The sequence below is a fragment of the Leisingera aquaemixtae genome, assembly GCF_001458395.1.
Taxonomy (GTDB): domain Bacteria; phylum Pseudomonadota; class Alphaproteobacteria; order Rhodobacterales; family Rhodobacteraceae; genus Leisingera; species Leisingera aquaemixtae.
In genome coordinates this window covers 33138-54105 of sequence record NZ_CYSR01000031.1, presented here as the reverse complement: position 1 = coordinate 54105, position 20968 = coordinate 33138, and the positions used below count along the sequence as shown (strand labels likewise).

Annotated in this window: 20 protein-coding genes; 15 read left to right on the top strand and 5 right to left on the bottom strand. The window is 62.9% G+C overall.

Annotation, left to right across the window (positions count from 1 at the left end):
- The first annotated feature begins 31 nt into the window (after nt 1-31).
- From PHA8399_RS17160 to PHA8399_RS17140, 5 genes are all read left to right on the top strand, one after another.
- Nucleotides 32-1870: an ABC transporter ATP-binding protein gene (locus tag PHA8399_RS17160; RefSeq protein WP_058287346.1), complete on the top strand. Its 1839-nt coding sequence runs from the start codon at nt 32-34 to the stop codon at nt 1868-1870.
- On the top strand, nt 1867-3711 hold the full coding sequence (locus PHA8399_RS17155) for an ABC transporter ATP-binding protein (protein WP_058287345.1): 1845 nt from the start codon (nt 1867-1869) through the stop codon (nt 3709-3711). Before PHA8399_RS17160 ends, PHA8399_RS17155 begins: the two co-directional genes overlap by 4 nt.
- Nucleotides 3712-3765: 54 nt before the next feature.
- Nucleotides 3766-5013, top strand: a complete 1248-nt coding sequence (locus PHA8399_RS17150; protein ID WP_058287344.1) for a class I SAM-dependent RNA methyltransferase — start codon at nt 3766-3768, stop codon at nt 5011-5013.
- Nucleotide 5014: 1 nt separating this feature from the next.
- On the top strand, nt 5015-5824 hold the full coding sequence (locus PHA8399_RS17145; protein ID WP_058287343.1) for an ion transporter: 810 nt from the start codon (nt 5015-5017) through the stop codon (nt 5822-5824).
- A gap of 65 nt (nt 5825-5889) precedes the next feature.
- Nucleotides 5890-6417, top strand: a complete 528-nt coding sequence (locus PHA8399_RS17140) for a L,D-transpeptidase family protein (RefSeq protein ID WP_058287342.1) — start codon at nt 5890-5892, stop codon at nt 6415-6417.
- 108 nt (nt 6418-6525) lie between these two features.
- Here PHA8399_RS17140 and dalA read toward each other — a convergent pair whose 3' ends face one another.
- The gene (gene dalA / locus PHA8399_RS17135; RefSeq protein ID WP_058287341.1) at nt 6526-7008 is read right to left on the bottom strand and encodes a divisome-associated lipoprotein DalA; all 483 of its coding nucleotides are present in this window, start codon (nt 7006-7008) and stop codon (nt 6526-6528) included.
- Nucleotides 7009-7178: 170 nt separating this feature from the next.
- Between dalA and PHA8399_RS17130 the strand changes: the two genes are divergently transcribed.
- A complete protein-coding gene (locus tag PHA8399_RS17130; protein ID WP_058287340.1) occupies nt 7179-7796 on the top strand; it encodes a L,D-transpeptidase in 618 nt (205 codons plus the stop codon).
- A 138-nt stretch (nt 7797-7934) separates the two neighbouring features.
- On the top strand, nt 7935-8117 hold the full coding sequence (locus tag PHA8399_RS17125; protein WP_008557026.1) for a hypothetical protein: 183 nt from the start codon (nt 7935-7937) through the stop codon (nt 8115-8117).
- A 76-nt stretch (nt 8118-8193) separates the two neighbouring features.
- Here the strand turns inward: PHA8399_RS17125 and PHA8399_RS17120 are convergent, their stop codons facing one another.
- The 3 genes from PHA8399_RS17120 to PHA8399_RS17110 all read right to left on the bottom strand — a co-directional run bounded on the left by PHA8399_RS17120 (nt 8194) and on the right by PHA8399_RS17110 (nt 13277).
- Nucleotides 8194-11202: an aminotransferase class III-fold pyridoxal phosphate-dependent enzyme gene (locus tag PHA8399_RS17120; RefSeq protein ID WP_058287339.1), complete on the bottom strand. Its 3009-nt coding sequence runs from the start codon at nt 11200-11202 to the stop codon at nt 8194-8196.
- A gap of 71 nt (nt 11203-11273) precedes the next feature.
- Nucleotides 11274-12335, bottom strand: a complete 1062-nt coding sequence (gene hemH, locus PHA8399_RS17115) for a ferrochelatase (protein WP_058287338.1) — start codon at nt 12333-12335, stop codon at nt 11274-11276.
- 102 nt (nt 12336-12437) lie between these two features.
- Nucleotides 12438-13277, bottom strand: a complete 840-nt coding sequence (locus PHA8399_RS17110) for a methyltransferase domain-containing protein (RefSeq protein WP_058287337.1) — start codon at nt 13275-13277, stop codon at nt 12438-12440.
- Between the two features lie 13 nt (nt 13278-13290).
- On the opposite strand from PHA8399_RS17110, the gene PHA8399_RS17105 reads away from it, so the two are divergent.
- The 4 genes from PHA8399_RS17105 (at nt 13291) to PHA8399_RS17090 (ending at nt 15645) form a co-directional block, all read left to right on the top strand.
- Nucleotides 13291-14019, top strand: a complete 729-nt coding sequence (locus PHA8399_RS17105) for a ComF family protein (RefSeq protein ID WP_058287336.1) — start codon at nt 13291-13293, stop codon at nt 14017-14019.
- A gap of 82 nt (nt 14020-14101) precedes the next feature.
- Nucleotides 14102-14359, top strand: a complete 258-nt coding sequence (gene grxC, locus PHA8399_RS17100; protein ID WP_058287335.1) for a glutaredoxin 3 — start codon at nt 14102-14104, stop codon at nt 14357-14359.
- 15 nt (nt 14360-14374) lie between these two features.
- Nucleotides 14375-15205 (top strand): carbon-nitrogen hydrolase family protein, encoded by an 831-nt coding sequence (locus PHA8399_RS17095; protein WP_058287334.1) that lies wholly within the window; start codon nt 14375-14377, stop codon nt 15203-15205.
- A complete protein-coding gene (locus PHA8399_RS17090) occupies nt 15205-15645 on the top strand; it encodes a MarR family winged helix-turn-helix transcriptional regulator (RefSeq protein WP_058287333.1) in 441 nt (146 codons plus the stop codon). Before PHA8399_RS17095 ends, PHA8399_RS17090 begins: the two co-directional genes overlap by 1 nt.
- Nucleotides 15646-15959: 314 nt before the next feature.
- Here the strand turns inward: PHA8399_RS17090 and ubiG are convergent, their stop codons facing one another.
- Complete coding sequence (gene ubiG / locus PHA8399_RS17085; protein ID WP_058287332.1) at nt 15960-16706, bottom strand: bifunctional 2-polyprenyl-6-hydroxyphenol methylase/3-demethylubiquinol 3-O-methyltransferase UbiG; 747 nt, start codon at nt 16704-16706, stop codon at nt 15960-15962.
- A gap of 50 nt (nt 16707-16756) precedes the next feature.
- On the opposite strand from ubiG, the gene pip reads away from it, so the two are divergent.
- The 4 genes from pip to nusA all read left to right on the top strand — a co-directional run bounded on the left by pip (nt 16757) and on the right by nusA (nt 20967).
- On the top strand, nt 16757-17737 hold the full coding sequence (pip, locus tag PHA8399_RS17080) for a prolyl aminopeptidase (RefSeq protein WP_058287331.1): 981 nt from the start codon (nt 16757-16759) through the stop codon (nt 17735-17737).
- Entirely contained in the window at nt 17734-18579 is an 846-nt protein-coding gene (locus PHA8399_RS17075; protein ID WP_058287330.1) for an ABC transporter substrate-binding protein, read from the top strand. Before pip ends, PHA8399_RS17075 begins: the two co-directional genes overlap by 4 nt.
- A gap of 181 nt (nt 18580-18760) precedes the next feature.
- Nucleotides 18761-19351, top strand: coding sequence for a ribosome maturation factor RimP (gene rimP, locus PHA8399_RS17070; protein WP_058287329.1), 591 nt, complete (start codon nt 18761-18763; stop codon nt 19349-19351).
- Nucleotides 19351-20967: a transcription termination factor NusA gene (gene nusA, locus PHA8399_RS17065; RefSeq protein ID WP_058287328.1), complete on the top strand. Its 1617-nt coding sequence runs from the start codon at nt 19351-19353 to the stop codon at nt 20965-20967. The genes rimP and nusA overlap by 1 nt, the downstream gene beginning before the upstream one ends.
- Nucleotide 20968: the final 1 nt, after the last annotated feature.

Here is a 20968-nt window from a genome sequence, read left to right as displayed (position 1 = left end):
TCCGAATTGCTCGAACGACTGGAGCATCCGCATGTTTCGCTTCTTTGAAAATCTTATTGACCCTTATTGCGCCTACCCGGAAACCAACACGCCGCCGACGCGGCTGTGGCCTTTCCTGCGCGACTATTGCAAGCCGTTCAAATCCGTCTTTGTCCTGACCGCGCTTATGTCGGTGGTGGTCGCCGGGATCGAGGTCGGGCTGATCTACTATATGGGCCGGATCGTCGACCTGATGTCGGGTACGCCCCAGCAGGTGTGGGACGACCATGGGACTGAGCTGATCCTGGTCGCCCTGTTCATTCTGCTGCTGCGGCCAGTGATTCAGCTTTTGGACGTCGCGCTGCTGAACAATGCGATCCTGCCGAACTTTGGCACGCTGATCCGCTGGCGGGCGCACAAGCATGTGCTGCGCCAATCGGTGGGCTGGTTCGAGAATGATTTTGCCGGCCGGATCGCCAACCGGATCATGCAGACCCCGCCCGCCGCTGGGGAAGTGATCTTTCAGGTGTTTGATGCGATCACCTTTTCCCTGGCTTATCTGGTTGGCGCTGCGGTGCTTCTGTGGGTGGCCGATGTGCGGCTGATGCTGCCGCTGGCTGTCTGGTTCGCGCTTTATGCGCTTCTGGTGATGTGGACCGTCAAACGGGTCGGGCCGGCCAGCCAGGCGTCGTCAGACGCGCGCTCGACCGTGACGGGGCGGGTGGTTGACAGCTATTCCAACATCCACTCGGTCAAGATGTTTGCCCATCACGACCGGGAGCTGACCTATGCCCACGAGGCAATCGAAAACACCCGCAAGACGTTCCAGACAGAGATGCGCATCTTCACCATCATGGATGCCACGCTGGTCACGCTGAACGGTCTGCTGATTATCGGCGTCGTCGGCTGGGCCGTGATGCTGTGGATGCAGGGGACGGCCTCGGTCGGTCTGGTGGCGGCGGCCACGGCGCTGACCCTGCGGCTGAATGCAATGACCGGCTGGATCATGTGGGCGCTGACCTCCTTCTTCCGCCAGCTGGGGGTTGTGGCCGAGGGGATGGAAACCATCGCCCAGCCGATCGACCTGGTGGATGCTGCCAATGCGGAACCGCTGAAGCTGACCAAGGGAGAGATCGAGCTGCGCAACCTTTCGCACCATTACGGGCGGGAGGCGGGCGGGCTGGACAGGATCAGCCTGACCATCCAGCCGGGCGAGAAGATCGGCCTGATCGGACGCTCTGGCGCCGGGAAATCGACCCTGGTGAAACTGCTTTTGCGGTTCTACGACGCTGACAGTGGCCAGATCCTGATCGACGGCCAGGACATCCGGGCGGTGACACAGGACAGCCTGCGCAGCCATATCGGTATGGTCCAGCAGGACAGCGCGCTGATGCACCGTTCGGTCCGGGACAATCTGCTGTACGGACGCCCGGACGCGACCGAAGCGCAGATGATCGCCGCTGCCAAACAGGCGCAGGCGCATGAGTTCATTCTGGACCTGGAGGACCCCCAGGGCCGAAAGGGCTATGATGCCCACGTGGGCGAGCGCGGGGTGAAGCTGTCCGGCGGCCAGCGCCAGCGGGTGACTCTGGCGCGGGTGATCCTGAAAGACGCGCCGATTCTGGTGCTGGACGAGGCTACCTCGGCGCTGGATTCCGAGGTTGAGGCGGCGATACAAGAAACGCTTTACGGCATGATGAAGGGCAAGACGGTAATTGCCATTGCACACCGGCTGTCCACCATCGCGCAGATGGACCGTATCCTGGTGATGGATCAGGGCCGTATAGTTGAAGAAGGCTCGCATGAGGCGCTATTGCAGGCGCAGGGGCTTTATGCCCAGCTGTGGGCGCGCCAGTCCGGCGGCTTCCTGAGTATTGAGGCAGCAGAATGACAATTGGCAACCTGATCGACGCCTTCCGCCCGGCAGAGGGCCCGCCGCCGCAAAGGCTGGGATCCTTCCTGCGCTGGTGTCTGGCCGGGGCATGGCCCATGCTGGTGCTGGCGGCGGCTTTTTCAGCACTTGCCGGCGGGATGGAGGCGGGCACCGCCTTTATCCTGGGGATGGTCATCGACACCGCAATCGCCAGCGGGCCGGAACAGTTTTTCTCGGCCGGCAATGTGGCGGTCATCGCATTGGCGCTGGGCTTTTTCCTTGTTGTACGCCCGGTGCTGTTTGGCCTGTCTGCCGCCTCCAACGCCATTATCGTGCAGCCCAATGTGAACCCGCTGGTGCTGTCGCGGCTGAACCGGTGGACGCTGGGCCAATCGGTGCGGTTCTTCGACGATGATTTTGCCGGCCGGATCGCTCAGAAGCAGATGCAGACGGCAACTGCCGTCACCTCCGTGACCACTGAGATGATCAATGTGGTGGCCTTTGCGCTGGCCTCTCTTGCAGGCTCTTTGGCCTTGTTAGGCTCTATTGATTGGCGCATCACCGCGGTGTTCCTGGTGTGGCTGATCGCTTATTTCGCGCTGATCCGCTGGTTTCTGCCGCGCATCCGCAAACGGTCTGGCGCACGGGCCGGGGCGCGGGCGATGGTAACCGGGCAGGTTGTCGACTCGATCACCAACATCAAGACGGTCAAGCTGTTTGCCCATGCCGACCATGAGGAACGCACCGCCCAGGACGCCATGGTGCGGTTCCGTGACAAGTCGCTGCATTTCGGTTACCTATCCGCCAGCTTCCGCTTCTCCCTGATGTGCCTGGCTGGCGTTTTGCCGGTGCTGCTGATCGGTGCAACGCTGTTTCTGTGGCAGTCGGGCACGGCAACCGAAGGCGACATCGTGGCGGCGGGCGCGGTCTCGATCCGCATCGCCCAGATGACCGGTTGGGTCAGCTTCACGCTGATGGCGATCTATTCCAACGTGGGCGAGATCGAGAACGGCATGAAAACCCTGTCCGTCCGCGACAGGGTTGAGGATAAGCCTGGTGCCAAGCCCTTGAAGGTCAGCAAGGGTGAAATTGCTTTTGACCAGGTGGAGTTTGCCTATGGCCGGGATGTGGGCGGGGTGCAGGGCGTTGGCCTGACCATTCATCCGGGGGAGAAGCTGGGCATCGTTGGTGCCTCAGGGGCCGGGAAGTCCACGCTCGTATCGCTTCTTCTCAGGCTCTATGAAGGGGAAAACGGGAAGATTTTGATCGACGGACAGGATATTTCCACCGTCACACAGAATTCGCTGCGCAGCCAGATCGGCATGGTCACCCAGGAAACCGCCATGTTCAACCGCTCGGCACGGGAGAATATTCTCTATGGCCGGCCTGACGCCACTGAGGAAGAGCTGATCGCGGCGGCGCAGAAGGCTGAGGCGCATGAGTTCATCACAGAGCTGGAGGATGGCCAGGGCCGCACCGGCTATGACGCGTATCTTGGCGAACGGGGGGTGAAACTGTCCGGCGGACAGCGGCAGAGGATTGCACTGGCGCGCGCCATTCTGAAGGACGCGCCGATCCTGGTGCTGGACGAGGCAACCTCGGCGCTGGATTCTGAGGTTGAGGCCGCAATTCAGGCGGCGCTGCACCGGGTGATGGAGGGCAAGACGGTGCTGGCGATTGCCCACCGTCTGTCGACGCTCAGCGAAATGGACCGGATCATCGTGATGGACAGGGGGCGCATTGCCGAAACCGGCAGCCACGATGAACTGCTGGCCACGGGCGGTCTATACGCGCAGTTCTGGGCGCGCCAGTCCGGCGGTTTCATCTGCACAGACGAGGAGCAGGCGGCGGCGGAGTAAACCTGCCGGCGCATTTTGCTTTTGCTGGCCCCTGTGGCGCGCTATTGAGCCGCCATGACAGACGCAGCCAGAATTACAGCAACGATCAGCCGGCTGGGCCATCAGGGCGATGGCGTGGCCGACGGCCCCTTGTTTGCCCCGCGCACCCTTCCGGGCGAGGTTGTCAGCGGCATTGCCGTGGGCAGCCGCTTGACCAGCATCCGCATCGAGACGCCGTCGGAGCACCGGGTGCAGCCGCCCTGCCGGCACTACAAGTCCTGCGGCGGCTGTCAGCTGCAGCACGCCAGTGATGGCTTTGTCGCCCAGTGGAAAACGGATGTGGTGCGCAATGCGCTTACCGCGCAGGGGCTGGAGACGGAGTTCCGGCCTGTCCACACCTCGCCGTCCCAGTCCCGCCGCCGGGCCACGCTTGCGGTGCGGCGCACCAAGAAGGGTGCGATGGCCGGATTCCACGGCCAGGCGTCGGACGTGATTACAGAGATTCCCGATTGCCGGCTGCTGGACCCCGCCTTGATGGCGGCAATTCCTGTAGCGGAATCGCTGGCCCTGGCCGGAGCCAGCCGCAAAACACCGTTGTCGGTCACGGTCACCGCCTCGGACGCGGGCCTGGATATGTTTGTCCAGAACGGCAAGCCACTGGACGGGCCGTTGCGGATCGTGCTGGCACAGCTGGCAGAGAAGCACCGGATTGCCCGCCTGACCTGGGACGACGAACTGATCGCGATGGAGCAGCCGCCGGTGCAGCCGTTTGGTCCCGCCCTGGTCTGCCCGCCGCCGGGAGCCTTTCTGCAGGCCACCAAAGACGGCGAGGCCGCGCTGCTGGCCGCTGTGTTGGAAATCACCAGGGGCGCCAAGCGGATCGTTGATCTGTTTGCCGGCTGCGGCACCTTTGCGCTGCCTCTGGCGCAGGCTGCCGAGGTGCACGCAGTCGAGGGAGAGCGGGATATGGTGGCGGCGCTGGACGCCGGCTGGCGCAAGGCCAAGGGGTTGAAAAAAGTCACCACCGAAGCCCGCGACCTGTTCCGCAATCCGCTGCTGCCCGAAGATCTGAACCCGTTCGGCGCCGCCTTTGACGCGGCAGTGATCGACCCGCCCCGGGCCGGCGCCGAAGCCCAGGTCGCGCAGTTGGCCAAAGCCCGCACGCCAGTGATCGCCTATGTGTCCTGCAACCCCGTCAGCTTTGCCCGGGATGCCAAAACGCTGGCCGCAGCGGGCTATGACCTCGGCTGGGTCCAGGTTGTTGACCAGTTCCGCTGGTCTGCCCATATCGAAGCTGTTGCGCGATTCACCCTGAAAGACTGAAATGACCGACACCCCAGCGACCACCCCGACACGCCGGCTCGAAGCCTTTCTGGACAGTGCAGGCTTTGGCCGTTTCATCACCGCTGTCATCCTGGTCAATGCAGTCACTTTGGGACTGGAAACTGCACCATCAGTAATGGCCAGAGCTGGCGACCTGATCTACCTGATTGACCACGCCTGCCTGTCGATCTTCGTCGTCGAAATCCTGGCCAAGCTTTATGTCCGCCGCCTGCGGTTCTTCTTAAGCGGCTGGAATGTGTTTGATTTCGTAATTGTCGGCATTGCGCTGGTGCCGGCGGCACAGGGGCTGTCGGTTCTGCGGGCACTGCGCATTCTGCGGGTTCTGCGGGTCATCTCGGTGGCGCCAAGGCTGCGACGGGTGGTCGAAGGCTTCATTACCGCGCTGCCCGGCATGGGCTCTGTCTTTCTGCTGATGGCGATCATTTTCTATATCGGCGCAGTGATCTCTACCAAGCTGTTCGGCCAGGATTTCCCGGAGTGGTTCGGCGATCTGGGACGCAGCGCCTATTCGCTGTTCCAGATCATGACACTGGAAAGCTGGTCAATGGGGATCGTGCGGCCGGTGATGGAGGTTCACCCCTATGCCTGGGCGTTCTTCGTGCCCTTCATCATGGTGACCACCTTTGCGGTGGTGAACCTGCTGGTTGGCCTGATCGTGAACTCGATGCAGGACGCGCACGGCGAGGAAGAGGGCGTGCGCACCGATGCGTACCGGGATGAAGTGCTTGCCCGTCTGGAGGCCATTGAGCGGAAGATTTCCGGCCCTGCAGGCGAAGACAGGAAAATGTGAATTTTCTTAATCCCGATTTCGCGGTATGGCCTGAATAGAGGCAAACAAAAAATACAGGCTGAAAAATGAACAGAAGGGCATTCGGTTTCGGTGCTGCCGCTAGCCTTGCACTGGCAGGCTGCAGCAGGACCGGCAGCGCGGCGCGCAGGTTCCAGTTTTATGAAGGACCCCAGGTCACATCGGTTGTGATCAACAAGAGCTCGCGCAAGCTGTATCTGCTGCACTACGAAGAGGTGCTGCGGGAATATGACGTTGATCTGGGCTTTGCACCGCAGGGCCACAAGCAGTTCGAGGGCGACGGAAAAACTCCGGAAGGCACCTATGTGATCGACCGCCGCAACCCGAACAGCCGGTACCACCTGTCAGTCGGCATCTCATATCCGAATGTGCAGGACCAGACCGCGGCGCAAGCGGCGGGCAAGAAGCCCGGCGGCGAGATCTTTATTCACGGGCAGCCCAACAACCCGAAGGAGCGCAAGCGCGCAGCGCGGGTCAGCGATTGGACCGCAGGCTGCATCGCGGTGTCAAACGACGACATCGAAGAGATCTATGCCATGGTGCAGGACGGAACCACCATCGCTTTGCGGCCCTGATCCGCAATCCCCGGCGGCGGGCTCCCGCGCCTGCAGATGCGCCGGCGGGGCCGGCACCTCCTGGCAGCCTTGGGCGTGGCGCCGTGCTAACGCACGGCGCGCCGCGGCTCAGCTGCCCATTACCAGTGTCCACCAGATTTTTCCGTTCGGCTCCTGGAACCAGGAAAAGCCCATATTCGCAGCCTTCGGATCCAGGATAACCGCGCGCGTGGCGGGCCGTTCCAGCCAAGCGGTGAGCGTTTGCTGCTCATTTTCGTAGGTTTCCGAGATGTTCTCGCCCAGCAGCGTGCCATTGTAGCCTGCCCGTGTGACCCGGTCGAGCGGCGAGGAGCCGTCGGAGCCGAAATGCCAGGGCCGGTTCTGAACCGACATATCGCGCGAGTGGGTCGCGGCGGCGGCGGTCAGCTCAGCGTTCAGTTGAACCGTTTGCGCACCTGCGGCCTGGCGCAGCGCATTGACGGAATCGAGCATCCGGATCTGGACCTTGTCCGCATTGCGTATGCGGTAGGTGCTGCTGGAGTCGGTTGCGGGCGTACAAGCGGCCGCGACAGTCAGAATGGCCGCAGCCATAAGCAGAAAAACGCGCTTCATAATTCTCTCATGCTCCGTCAGATGCTTCTGCACTTATCCTTCCTGTGGCCGGGAGGCAAACGGGGTGGCAGAAATATGCGGACCGCGGTGACGGATTGGTTTGCGACTGCGGCTTTCCGGCCATAAAATGCAAAAATCCTGGATCCCGATTGCGCAAGTTGGAATGAATCATGTCCCGTATCCCATTTAAGAACTTCAGCAGGCGGCAGTTTCTTGCCGGCAGCGCTGCCCTGATTTCCTCTTCCGCGCTGGCGCAGGAAGACACCGGACTCTCTCAGCAGGCTTACGATCCGCTGCGGCCGCCGCCGGAGCCGGAACCGCCGGTTCATCGAAATGTCTCTGCTTTCCGCTCCAAAACGTGGAGGCCGTATTTCGACAATTTGCGCAATGGCGCGATTCTTGTCGATATCGACAGCCGGGCGCTGCACTTCTGGTCCGCGGATGGAAATACCTACAAGCTGTTCCCCTCCTCGGTGCCGCTGTCGGACGATCTGACACGGCGCGGCCGCACCACGGTGGTGCGCAAGGTGGAAGGGCCCAGCTGGTCGCCGACCCCGAACATGCGCAAGCGCAATCCGGAATGGCCCGCATATGTCCCGCCGGGACCGGACAACCCGCTTGGCACCCATGCGCTGTACCTCAGCTGGAAGTATTACCGGATCCACGGAACCCACGACACGCGCAAAATCGGGCGCAAATCATCCAATGGCTGCATCGGGCTTTACAATGAACACATTGCCCAGCTGTTCAGCCTTGCCAAAGTGGGCACACAGGTGTTGCTAATTTGACGCCACGGGACCGGGCGCTAGCCTGTTAACTATAACAAGCAATTGCAATCGCGCGATTTTGCTGGTTAGAAAAAAATACGAGGTATGTCTTGGGTGCGCGGTTCAGCTTTATGGCCCGCGCAAATTCTGGAGGTTAACATGAAAAAACTCGTTATCGCTGCTGCGCTGACCGCTGCTGCTTCGACCGCTACCGCGGGCAACCTGTCCGAGCCGGTTGTAGAACCGCCGGTCATCGTTGAAGAAGCACAGGGCTCTTCCAGCGGCATCCTGCTGCCGCTGCTGCTGCTGGTCCTGGTTGGCGCAGCTGTTGCAGCGAACTAAGTTCGCGACACAGTTACGGAAAAGGCGGTGGTTCTCCACCGCCTTTTTTGTTGGCTAAAGGCCGCTGCGGGGGCGGTCAGACCGCCGCCACCTCGCGCAGGATCTCGTCCAGAACACTGGTGATCATGTCCGCATCATCCGGCTCTATCGTCAGCGGCGGCCGGATTTTCAGGATATTGTCCTTGGGGCCTTCGCTGCCGATCAGGATCCGGTGATCGCGCATCCGGTTCTTGACGTAGGCACAGATCTCCGTGGCCTCGGAGCCGTCCGGATTGATCAGTTCCACCCCCAAAAACAGGCCCATACCGCGCACATCGCCGATGCAGGCGTGCTTCCCCTCCAGCGCCTTCAGTCCGCCGATCAGCTGGGCGCCAACCACACGGGCATTTTCCTGCAGGCTTTCGTCATCGACGATGTCCAGCACCTCCTTGCCGATTCGGCAGGAGAGGGTCGAGCCACCAAAGGTTGAGAAAAATTCGATGCCGTTGTCGAAGCTCGCGGCGATTTCCTTGGTGGTGGCCAATACGCCCAGCGGATGCCCATTGCCGATCGGTTTGCCCATCACAACGATATCCGGCAGCGCCCCCTGATGTTCAAAGCCAAAGTAGAAGTCCCCCAAACGGCCCAGGCCGGTCTGCACTTCGTCTGCGATGCAAACGCCGCCTGCGGCGCGAATCTTGTCATAAACCGCAGGCAGGTAGCCCTTGGGCGGGATGATCTGGCCGCCCACAGACGGGAAGGTTTCGGCAATGAACCCGGCAACACCATGGCCCTTTTCCCGCAGACGGGCGATTGCCGGGTCTACGAGATCTGCGAACTTCTGCGCCCGGTCCGGATCGCCGCGCCGGAAAGAGCCGCGGTAGTCATCGGCAACTTCCACCAGCTCAACCCAGTCCGCTTGGCCAGCGCCACCGGGCTTGTTGAATTTGTAGGCAGAGATATCAATCGCACCGGTGGTGTTGCCGTGGTAGCCGTGATCGGGCGTCACCATGCCCTTGGCCCCGGTATGGGCGCGGGCCAGGCGCAGGGCCAACTCATTGGCCTCGGTGCCGGAATTCACGAAAAAGCAGACTTCGAACCGGTCCGGCAGTTTTGACAGGACCTTCTCGGCAAAGGCGGTCTGCGCCGGATGCAGGTAGCGGGTGTTCGAGTTCATCCGTTTCAGCTGATCCGCCGCCACCGCCTGAATGCGCGGATGGGCGTGGCCGACGTGAGGGACATTGTTGTAGGCGTCCAGATAGGGCCGCCCCCATTCGTCGAACAGGTGGTGTTTCCATCCACGCACCAGCATCACCGGGTCTTTGTAGGTGAGGCTCAGGTTGCCGCCGAAATGCGCGCGGCGGCCGGCAAGCACGTCTTCCTTGCTTGTGGGGTGATATCGGACTTTTTCATCCGGCAGGTTCAGCAGCGCCGCCGGGTTGGGGCATAGGGACTGCCACAGGTACATTTCGTCCGGGTCGCCGACACCGGGCCAATCGGCCTCGATCCCCTCGGTGGTCAGCGCCAGCTGGAAATGCACATGCGGCGCCCAGCCGCCGTTTTGGCCGGGATCGCCCAGGCGGCAGAACTCCTCGCCTTTCTCCACGATGTAGCCGGGCTTCAGCCGGGTGAGGCATTCCGGGTCCAGATGGCCGTAAAGGGTATAGAACGAATCGCCCGCCGGCGTTTCATGCCGCAGGATGACCACCCTGCCATAATCCAGATGACCGTCTCGGTATTCGGCCGCATAGACCTCACCGCGCAAGGGGGCAAACATCGGTGTGCCCGCCGGGGCAAAGGCGTCTACCGCCAGATGCACGGTGCGGCGGTTGTCGGCTTTCCATCGCCCTTTGCGGAAGGCCGCATCCGTGTAGATCAGCCGCGGTTCGTTATAATAACCCATCCAGATGCGGCCATTGTCCTCGAACTCCTCGCCGACTCTGGCAGCTTCCTCCAGCGGCATGTGAAACGGGTTCTGCGGCCAAGTGGAGTGCTCTACCGACAGCGACCCCATTGGTGCGCCTGCCAGATCCTGGCCCATCAGCGGGGCGAAGTTGCCGCGTTCCTGATCAAGCCAGGCCATCACCCGGCCGGCGCCGTCCACCACCGGCAGCCCGCAGGCGGCACGCAGCCGGGCCGTCAGCAGACCGCCATGCAGCGTGTTGCCCTCAAGGAACCGCCAGGCCGGGGCTTGCGAGATGGTGACATAGGGATCGTCCGGGTTCTCCGCCGCCATCAGGGTAGAGTTCACCACGCTGACAGCCAGCCGCGTGCGCAGCAGCGGCCAGACCATGTCCACTTCGGCGGGCGTCAGCGGAGAGGCCGCGTGATAGCCCGCCACCAAAGCCGCAAGGGCGGCTTCCGGGGCCGGATGGTCCAGCACGATATAGGCCGCAGCAATCGCCAGGTCGCAGATCCGTGGCGCTGCGCACATGTCACCCAGGTCGATAAGGCCCGACACCCGGCGCGGCTCGCCCAGTTCACCCGCCACCATGATGTTGTAGTCATTGGCGTCATTGTGAATGGCCTGCTTGGGCAGCGCCGCCAACGCAGGCTCTAACTTGGCGAAATCCTCAGAAATCTCTTCAAGGAGCGAACGGCGCGACGGATCGGTGATGCAGGGCAGCTGGTCCCTGATCCAGCCTGCGCGCATCAGATCCCATTTGAAATCGCGCTCCAGACCTTCGTGCCGGAAATCCTCCAGCGCCTTGGCCGAGCCGCCCAGCACCTCGCCGATCTCATGAATCAGGGCATCGCTTTTCGGCGCAGCCTTGGCATAGCAGTGCCCGGGCAGCTGGTTCAGCAGCCAGACCAGCCGGTCCTGGCCATTCTCGTCCGGGAGTGTCAGCAGAGAGCGGCCGTCAGCTGAGGCGATCACCCGGGGGCAGGGCAGATCCGGCTGGCGCGCGGCAATATGCTCGAAGGCTTTCACCTGCATATCGACCAGCCAAGTCTCACAGCCCGGGCGCATGGCTTTGAGGATATAGCCCTGGCTATGTGCGTCGCGGGCCAGGAAGTTCAGATCATACTCCCCATCAAGGCGGCTGAGTTCCGCCTTGATCCCCCAATGTTCTTCAAGGGCGGCGGCCCAATGCGCAAGCGTCATCCAAACTCTCCCCGGTCTGCCGGCGTGCCCGGCGATCCAACATTGGATCCTATTTGGACCGGGACGAGGGTTTAGTCCAGCCAGCCTTGCAGGTTCTGCTCGATAACCCCGGCCAGTGCGGCGATATGGTCCTCATCATCGTTGAGGCAGGGGATATACAGGAAGTCTTCGCCGCCCGCGTGTTCAAAGCTTTCGCGGATTTCCTCGTTGATCTCTTCCAGCGTCTCGATGCAGTCGGCAGAGAAGGCCGGCGCGATCACCGCGATGTTCTTCTTGCCGTCCTTGGCGAGCGCCGCGACGTGGTCCACGGTGTAGGGCTTCAGCCATTCCTCCGGCCCGAAAACCGACTGGAAGGTCGAGGTGATCTGGGTGTCGTCCCAGCCCAGCCGCTCCTTCAGCAGGCGTGTCGTTTTCTGGCACTGGCAATGATAAGGATCGCCCTGCATCAGATAACGCTTGGGCATGCCGTGGTAAGAAACCACCAGGATATCCGGACGCTTCGCTGCCTTGGCATAGGCCTCCTCCACCGACCGCGCCAGCGCGTCGATATAGGCAGGCTGCTCGAAATAAGGCGCGATCGTGCGCGCGGCGGGCTGCCAGGCTTCTTCCATCAGGGCGCGGAAGAACTGGTCGTTGGCCGTGCCAGAGGTCGCGCCGGCATATTGCGGATAGAGCGGCACAAACAGGATCTTCTGGCAGCCGGCCTCCACCATCTGCCGTACCTTGGACTTGGTTGAGGGGTTGCCGTAGCGCATGCAGAAATCGACCATCACCTGATCGCCGTACTGCGCTTTCATCACCTCAGCCATCTTGGCAGTCTGGTCTTTGGTGATGGTCATCAGCGGGCTTTCGCCCTTGTCATGGTTCCAGATCGACTTGTACGCCGCGCCGGAGGAGAACGGGCGTTTGGTCAGGATGATCAGCTGCAGCAGCGGCTGCCATTTCCATGACGGATAGTCGATCACCCGCTTGTCGGACAGGAACTCATTCAGGTAGCGGCGCATCGGCCAATAGGAATGATCGTCCGGCGTGCCAAGGTTGGCCAGCAGGATGCCGACTTTCTCCGCCGGGATCTTGGGGTGATCGGCGGGGGCGTGGGCAGGGCATTTGGCGGTCCGGGCGGCGTCCAGCATGGGCAGGTCCTGTGGGGCTGAGAATTTCGGTGTTGGCGGCAAACTACTGTCTTTACGCGCAGAAGGCCAATTGGATCACATTGGCGCAGCCATAGCGGAAACTTATCGGGGGCCGAGCTTGGATTCCGGCACCCTCAAGGCATCCGCCAGACGCATCTGGGCAGAGCCGGGGCGCAAGGGTTTTTGCTGGCTGTCCGACGGCGACCAGCCGGTGAGGCATACCAGTTCAAACGTCGCTGGCAACCGGCCGTTAGCGGTGGCGAAATGCGCGCGATAGATGTGATCGGCCAGCTGGAACAGGGTTCGCGGCGCCGGGCGCTTAAGGCGCTGGGCGAGGGCGTTGGTCTCCCCCATGCCGCGCAGGTCGTGGATCAGATGCGTCAGATCGCGGTATTCCGCGGTGAGCGGCACCAGATCGGCCACCGGCAGGGCAAAACCGGCCCGCTGCAGCAGCCCGCCCAAATCCCGGATCTCTCCCATCGGGGCAACCCGCGGCGACAGGCCGCCCAGAACGGCTGTCTCTGCTTCGGCCATGGCTGCGCGCAGCTCGTGCAGGGTCTGGCCGCCCAGCAGGATGACCAGCAGCAGCCCGTCTTCCTTGAGGGCGCGGCGGCATTGGATCAGCTGCCCCACCGGATCATTGGCCCAATGCAGGCACATGGCATGGATCACCACATCATGCGCGCCTTGCTCCAGTTCCAGAACGTCCGCGTCGGACACAATCTTCGCGTCCAGCTGAAACCCTTCCCAGACCTCCGGGAAAGGGCAGACCACGGCGGGCGCTGTAAAGGTTCTGTTAACCAGGCTCAGGCGATCCTCGGCCTCATCCCGCGCCATATGGTGCAGAAAAAGGGCGTCCGCCTGCCGTCTGGCACGGCGGGCTGCCAGCGCCTGACGGTCAAAGAGCTGTTGCTGGGCCCGGTCTTGGGGTGCGTGTGTCATGGGGGCTATTTAGATGCTGCTGGCCGGGATTCAAACCGCTGTTTCGCTGATCTACCCTCCGCAATGCCTGGGCTGCGGCGGGCTGGTCGGCAGCGACTTCGGCCTGTGCGGGACATGCTGGTCCGGTATGAGCTTCATCAGCGGCACAGTGTGCGAAGGCTGCGGCGTTCCGCTGCCGGGGGAAGCGGACGGCTTCCGTCTGGAGTGCGACAGCTGCCTGCGCCATCCGCGGCCCTGGAGCCAGGGGCGGTCGGCGCTGGTTTACGAGGGGCAGGGGCGCAAACTGGTGCTGGCCCTGAAACACGGCGACCGGACAGAAATCGCGCAGACCGCAGCCGTTTGGCTGGAACGCGCAGCGCAGCCGATGCTGCAGAATGATCCGCTGATCTGCCCGGTGCCGCTGCATTGGACCCGGCTGCTGAAGCGCAAGTACAATCAGTCGGCCGTGCTGGCAGACGCGCTGGCCAGACGTGCGGGATTGCAGCATTGCCCGGACCTGCTGCGCCGGATTCGGAAAACGCCCGCGCTGGAAGGAAAGACACGGGACCAGCGTTACCATCTGCTGGGGTCCGCCATCGGCGCGCATCCGGGCCGGCTGAACAGGATCAGGGGCCGCAGTGTTCTGATTGTGGACGACGTGATGACCTCTGGCGCCACGCTGAGCGCCTGCACCGATGCCTGCCTGCGGGCGGGAGCAGCCGATGTGCGGGTGGCGGTGCTGGCCCGGGTCACGCAAACGTGAGCCCGGCGGCCTGCCTCTGGCAATTGTTGCAATGAATCCCCAATTCCTCCACAAGCTTCGAAACCAGATAATGGGGTCCTGAATGAAAACCGTAGAAATCTACACCTCGCCTCTGTGCGGTTACTGCCACGCGGCCAAGCGGCTGCTGAACCAGAAGGGTGTGGCATTTTCGGAAGTCAACGTGCTGGAAGAGCCGGAGCGTAAGGCGGAGATGATCCAGCGTGCCAACGGCGGCCGCACCGTGCCGCAGATCTTCATTGGCGGCACTCATGTCGGCGGCTGTGACGACCTCTATGCGCTGGAGCAGGCGGGCAAGCTCGACCCGCTGCTGGCGGCCTGATCCCGGAGAGACAGCATGCGCGCAGCTCTGCTTCAGATGACATCCACCGATATCCCGGCTGAAAACCTGGAAACGGTGAAGGCCATGATGGCGGAGGCTGTGCGCGGCGGGGCCGGTTTTGTGCTGACCCCCGAGGTTACCAATTGCCTCTCCGGCAGCCGGACCCATCAGAATGGTGTTCTTTGCCACGAAGAGGACGACCCGTGCCTGGCCGCCCTGCGGGACGAGGCGGCCAGGCACGGGGTCTGGCTGCTGCTGGGCTCGCTGGGGGTCAAAACCCGCGACAATGACGGGCGCTTTGCCAACCGGCAGTTCCTGATCAGCCCGCAGGGTGAAATCGCCGCGCGTTACGACAAGATTCACATGTTCGATGTGGAGGTCACGCCAGAGGAAACCTACCGCGAATCCGATGGCTACCGCCCGGGCACCAAGGCCGTCGTGGCGGAAACGCCCTTCGCCAGGATCGGCATGACGATCTGCTATGACGTGCGCTTCCCGCATCTGCACCGGGCGCTGGCCCAAGGCGGAGCTCAAATCCTCACCGTGCCAGCGGCGTTCTCCTATGTGACGGGCGCGGCGCATTGGCATTCGCTGCTGCGCGCCCGGGCGATCGAGACCGGGTGTTTCGTGCTGGCACCGGCGCAGACCGGCAAGCATCCAGCCTCCCGCGGGCCCAGCCGCAAGACGTACGGGCACTCTCTCGCCGTCGCCCCCTGGGGCGAGGTGCTGGCGGATGCGGGCCAGGAGCCCGGCGTCACTTACGTTGATCTCGACCTCGAAAAAGTGGCAGAAGCACGCAAGCGTGTGCCTTCCCTGACCCACGACCGGGAGTTCGACGGACCCTGATGGATGAAACCCATTCCCTGGCGGTATCGCTGTTCAGCGAGATACTCATGGCTGACCAACTGGCCCGGTCACGCCTCAGCAAAGTGCTGCCTAAGGGTATGGAGCTGTCGCATTTTTCGGTGCTGAACCACCTGGCCCGCGCCGGGCTGGAACGCTCGCCCGCACAGCTGGCCAAGGCGTTTCACGTGACGCGCGGCGCCATGACCAACACGCTGAACAAGCTGGAAGTGGCGGGATATATCCATGTCCGCCCGGATTGGGATGATGCGCGGCGCAAGATGGTGGCGATCAGCCCGGCGGGCAAACAGGCCCGCGATGCGGCGCTGGCCGGGATCATTCCGGTGATTTCCGAAGTGGTGGGGGAATTGGGCAGCGACCGGGTCCGGGCCGCCCTGCCGATCCTGCGCGAACTGCGCGGCAAGCTGGAAGAAAGCGGCTGATCCGGCCGGCCCCGGTAGCCGGTTGATTGCAACGGTCGCCCAAAAAAGAAGGACGCCCGCAAGCAGGCGCCCTTCCTCCCCATCAGTCCCCATCAATCCGTGAGTGGCGGTCCTGGCAACCTCAGGGCGGACCCGCCGGAAACAGCGGTAAGCAATCCTTCAATTAAAGGGCTTTGCCCCAGGCGGACCGGGTAACATTCCAAATCCGTTACCTGACGTTAACAATCAGGGCGGTGCAACTAAAGGGTGCATAAGGATTACCACCTATCCTTAAGGATAGGCGGCCGCGCCGGCAGGGCGATGGCCGCTGCGGCTCAGCCGGGCTTCACGCTGGCCGTCACATAATTCACTGACAAATCCCGCTCGGAAATTGACCAGGTCCAGGTGATCGGATTGAACACGAACCCCTTGCGGTCCACCGGCTTCAGTCCGGCCTTGCGCAGCAGCTCGAACAGCTCATCCGGCGTGATGAACTTGGACCATTCATGGGTGCCGCGCGGCAGCCAGCGCATGATCACTTCGGCGCCGATGATGGCCATGGCAAAGCTTTTCGGGTTGCGGTTGATGGTCGAGCAGATCTGCAGCCCGCCGGGTTTCAGCAGCAGCTGCGTCGCGGTCAGATAGCTGAGCGGATCGGCGACATGCTCCACCACCTCCATGTTGAGCACCACGTCGAATTGCTCGCCAGCCTCAGCCAGCGCTTCGGCGGTGGTGTGGCGGTAGTCGATCTCCAGCCCCGATTGCTCGGCGTGGATGCGCGCGACCGGCAGGTTGCCTTCGGCGGCATCGGCGCCCACGACCGTCGCGCCCAGCCGCGCCATCGGTTCACTCAGCAGCCCGCCGCCGCAGCCGATGTCCAGCAGCCGCAGCCCCTCAAACGGATTCCGTGACGTCAGGTCGCGGTTAAACTCGGCGGCAATCTGCTTGGTGATGTAATCGAGCCGGCACGGGTTCAGCATGTGCAGCGGCTTGAATTTGCCATTCGGATCCCACCACTCCGCCGCCATCGCCTCGAATTTAGCGATTTCCGCTGGGTCGACCGTGGACTGAGGCGCTTGCATTCCTGTCTCCGTGTGCTCTTTTGTAGTCTGACGTCTCACTAAGGTCAGTAATGGATAGATACCCGGACCAAAAGCGCGCAGTGCATTATCTTTACCCGCCGGTCGAACCCTTTGACCAGCGCATGATCGACGCAGGCCAGGGCCACCGTATATATGCAGAGCAGAGCGGGAATCCAAACGGCATACCCGTGATTGTGTGCCACGGCGGACCCGGCGGCGGCAGCAGCCCGGCGATGCGGCGCTATTTTGATCCCGATGTTTACCGGATCATCCTGTTCGACCAGCGCGGCTGCGGCCGCTCGCGCCCCTACGCCTCCTGCGAGAACAACACCACCTGGCATCTGGTCGCCGATATGGAGCTGATTCGCCGCCAGACCGGCATCGAGTCCTGGATCCTGTTCGGTGGCAGCTGGGGAGCGACGCTGGCGCTGATCTATGCCCAGACCCACCCGGACCGCGTGCAGCAGATGATCCTGCGCGGCGTCTTCCTGATGACCAAGGCAGAGCTGGACTGGTTCTATGGCGGCGGCGCCGGCAAGTTCTGGCCCGAAACCTGGGCCAAATTCGTATCGCTGATCCCCGATGGGGAGCGCAGCGACATGATCAGCGCCTATCACAAGCGGCTTTTTTCCGGAAATCTGGACGAGGAAGTGCGCTTCGGCCGTGCCTGGTCGGCGTGGGAAAATGCGCTGGCCACTGTGCATTCCAACGGCCAAAGCGGTGAAAGCCCGGGCGATTACGCCCGCGCCTTTGCCCGCCTGGAGAACCATTATTTCCGAAATGGCGGCTTTCTCGACTATGACGGCCAGATCCTTGCCAATATGGGACGGATTTCCCATATCCCCGGCGTGATCGTGCAGGGCCGCTATGACATGATCTGCCCGCCGTCGTCCGCCTGGCGCCTGAATGAGCTGTGGCCAAATGCGGAGTTGAAGATGGTGCGCAACGCAGGCCATGCTTTGTCGGAGCCGGGAATCAGCGCAGAGCTGGTCCGGGCGATGGACCGGATTGCAGGAGAGCTTGTGCCATGACGCGCATCGACCGCCGCGCGCTGTTCACCTCGGGTGCTGCCGCAGCCCTGCTGGCCGCTGCCGGCGGGTCGGTTCATGCGTCGCCCAAGCCGGGCGGTGTGCTGCGTCTGGCGGTTCCGCGCGATGGCGGAATGCTGGAACAGGCCGCCCGCGGCGCAATCTATGACACGCTGACCGAAATCGCCCCGGACGGGCTGCTGCGCGGCGAGCTGGCCACCGGCTGGCAGTCCACGCAGGATGCCCGGACCTGGACCTTCAGCCTGCGGGACGGCGTGGCCTTTCACGATGGCAGCCCGCTGACTGCGGATGATGCCGCCGCCTCGCTCCTGGTGCAGGGAATCACCGGGGCTGAGGTGCAGGCGATCTCCGCGCTGGGCAGCCATCAGCTGCTGGTGGAGCTTGAGCAACCGAACCCGCATCTGCCCTATCTGCTGGCCGGCGCCGGCCAGGAAATCGCCCCCGGAGGCGCTTTGCCGGTGCCGCTGTCCGATGCGGTCGGGACTGGCTGCTACAAGGTGGCGCGCGCCCAGGAAGGCCGCCATTTCCGCGCCTCCAAGGTGGCAGATCATTACAAGGCCGGCACCGCAGGCTGGGCGGAGACGGTAGAGATCATCGTGATCCCCGACGCCGCCGTCCGGGCCGAAGCCCTGCGTGACGGGTATGTCGATGTGGCAGCCCTGCCGGAGCCGCGCGGCCTGCTGCGCCGGGGCGAATTCCTGTACCACCCGTCGTCCAGCGACATGGCGCTGGCCGCCCGGCACACCGTCGGCATCCCGCGCAAGGTGGGCCAGCGCGCACCGCTGGATGACGGCCGCATCGCCGAGCGCTGGTGGATCGCCTGACGCCGCCCGGCGGCCGTCACGGAAGACAAGCCTTGCAGTTTTCCCCAATCCCCCCTATATGGCTTTGACAACAGCGGCGCGTTGAACCTCTGGCTCAAGGCTCCACCGGGAATTTCGACGGGCCGCGCGCCCGTTTTTTTGTGTTTGCAGGTTTGCGCCTGCCGCTCCAAGTGGAGGTCTGATGACCAACGACCTGATTGCCAAAGCTGCCATCGACCGGCGCCTGGCCGAGATCGTCACCCCGGTGATCGAGGATCTGGGATATGAGCTGGTGCGAATCCGGCTGATGTCTGGTAAATCGACGACGCTGCAGATCATGGCCGACAAGCCCAACGGCGGCATCGAGGTGGATGATTGCGCCGAGATTTCGAACGCCGTCAGCGCAGCGCTGGACGTCGAAGACCCGATCATCGATGCCTATGCGCTGGAGGTGTCGAGCCCGGGCATTGACCGTCCGCTGACGCGGATGAAAGACTTCGAGATGTTCGAGGGCTACGAGGCCAAGCTTGAAACCGCCGAGACGGTCGGCGGCCGCCGCCGCTTCAAGGGGGAGCTTGCGGGCACCGAGGACGATGAAGTCCTGATCAACATCGAGGATCAGGGCCAGACCGTGACCGTTGGTCTGAAGTTCGACTGGCTGAGCGATGCCAAGCTGGTTCTGACCGACGAACTGATCAAGGAAATGCTGCGTCAGCGCAAAGAGGCCGGGACGCTCAACGAAGACGCATTCGACGAAATCGAGACCGAAGAGTCCGAAGAGGAGAAAAAGTAATGGCTATCACCTCTGCAAACCAGCTGGAGCTGTTGCAAACCGCCGAGGCCGTGGCGCGCGAAAAGATGATCGACCCGGGTCTGGTGATCGAGGCGATGGAAGAGAGCCTCGCCCGTGCGGCCAAGAGCCGCTATGGCGCCGAGATGGATATCCGGGTGTCGATCGACCGCAAGACCGGCCGCGCCACCTTTACCCGCGTGCGCACCGTCGTGGCGGATGACGAGCTGGAAAATTACCAGGCTGAAATGACCGTTGATCAGGCGCGCCAGTACATGGCGAACCCCGAAGTGGGCCAGACCTACGTCGAGGAAGTGCCGCCGGTTGAGATGGGCCGGATCGCCGCCCAGTCGGCCAAGCAGGTGATCCTGCAGAAGGTGCGCGAAGCTGAACGCGACCGCCAGTACGAAGAATTCAAGGACCGCGCCGGCACCATCATCAACGGCCTGGTCAAGCGCGAGGAATACGGCAACGTCATCGTCGATGTGGGTGCGGGCGAAGCCATCCTGCGCCGCAACGAGAAGATCGGCCGCGAAAGCTACCGCCCGAACGACCGTGTGCGCTGCTACATCAAGGACGTGCGCCGCGAACCGCGCGGCCCGCAGATCTTCCTGTCGCGCACCGCGCCGGAGTTCATGGCCGAGCTGTTCAAGATGGAAGTGCCGGAAATCTATGATGGCATCATCGAGATCAAGGCAGTCGCCCGCGACCCCGGCTCGCGCGCCAAGATTGCTGTTGTCTCCTATGACAACTCGATCGACCCGGTCGGCGCCTGTGTTGGTATGCGCGGCTCCCGCGTGCAGGCCGTCGTGAACGAGCTGCAGGGCGAGAAGATCGACATCATCCCGTGGAACGAGGATCAGCCGACCTTCCTGGTGAACGCGCTGCAGCCGGCCGAAGTGACCAAGGTGGTTCTGGACGAGGAAGCCGGCAAGATCGAGGTTGTGGTGCCGGAAGAGCAGCTGTCGCTCGCCATCGGCCGACGCGGCCAGAACGTGCGCCTGGCGTCGCAGCTTACCGGTCTCGATATCGACATCATGACCGAGGAAGAAGAGTCGGCCCGCCGCCAGAAGGAATTCGAGGCGCGCACGAAATTGTTCATGGAGACCCTTGATCTGGACGAGTTCTTTGCCCAGCTTCTGGTGTCTGAGGGCTTCACCAACCTGGAAGAGGTTGCCTATGTCGAGCTCGATGAACTGCTGGTCATTGACGGTGTTGACGAAGGCACCGCCGAGGAACTGCAGGCCCGTGCCCGCGACTATCTGGAAGCCCAGGCCAAGGCGGCCCTGGATGCGGCCCGCGAGCTGGGCGCCGAGGAAAGCCTGATCCAGTTCGAGGGCCTGACCCCGCAAATGGTCGAGGCGCTGGCCAAGGACGACGTGAAGTCGCTGGAAGATTTCGCCACCTGCGCGGACTGGGAACTGGCCGGCGGCTGGACCTCCAATGGTGGCGAGCGGATCAAGGATGACGGCATCCTGGAGCCTTTCGGCGTATCGCTGGAAGACGCACAGGACATGGTCATGACCGCCCGCATCATGCTGGGCTGGGTGGATCCGGCTGAGCTGGAAGCGGAAGCGGCGGAAGACGACGACGCTGGCGAAGAGGAAAGCGAAGCCTGAT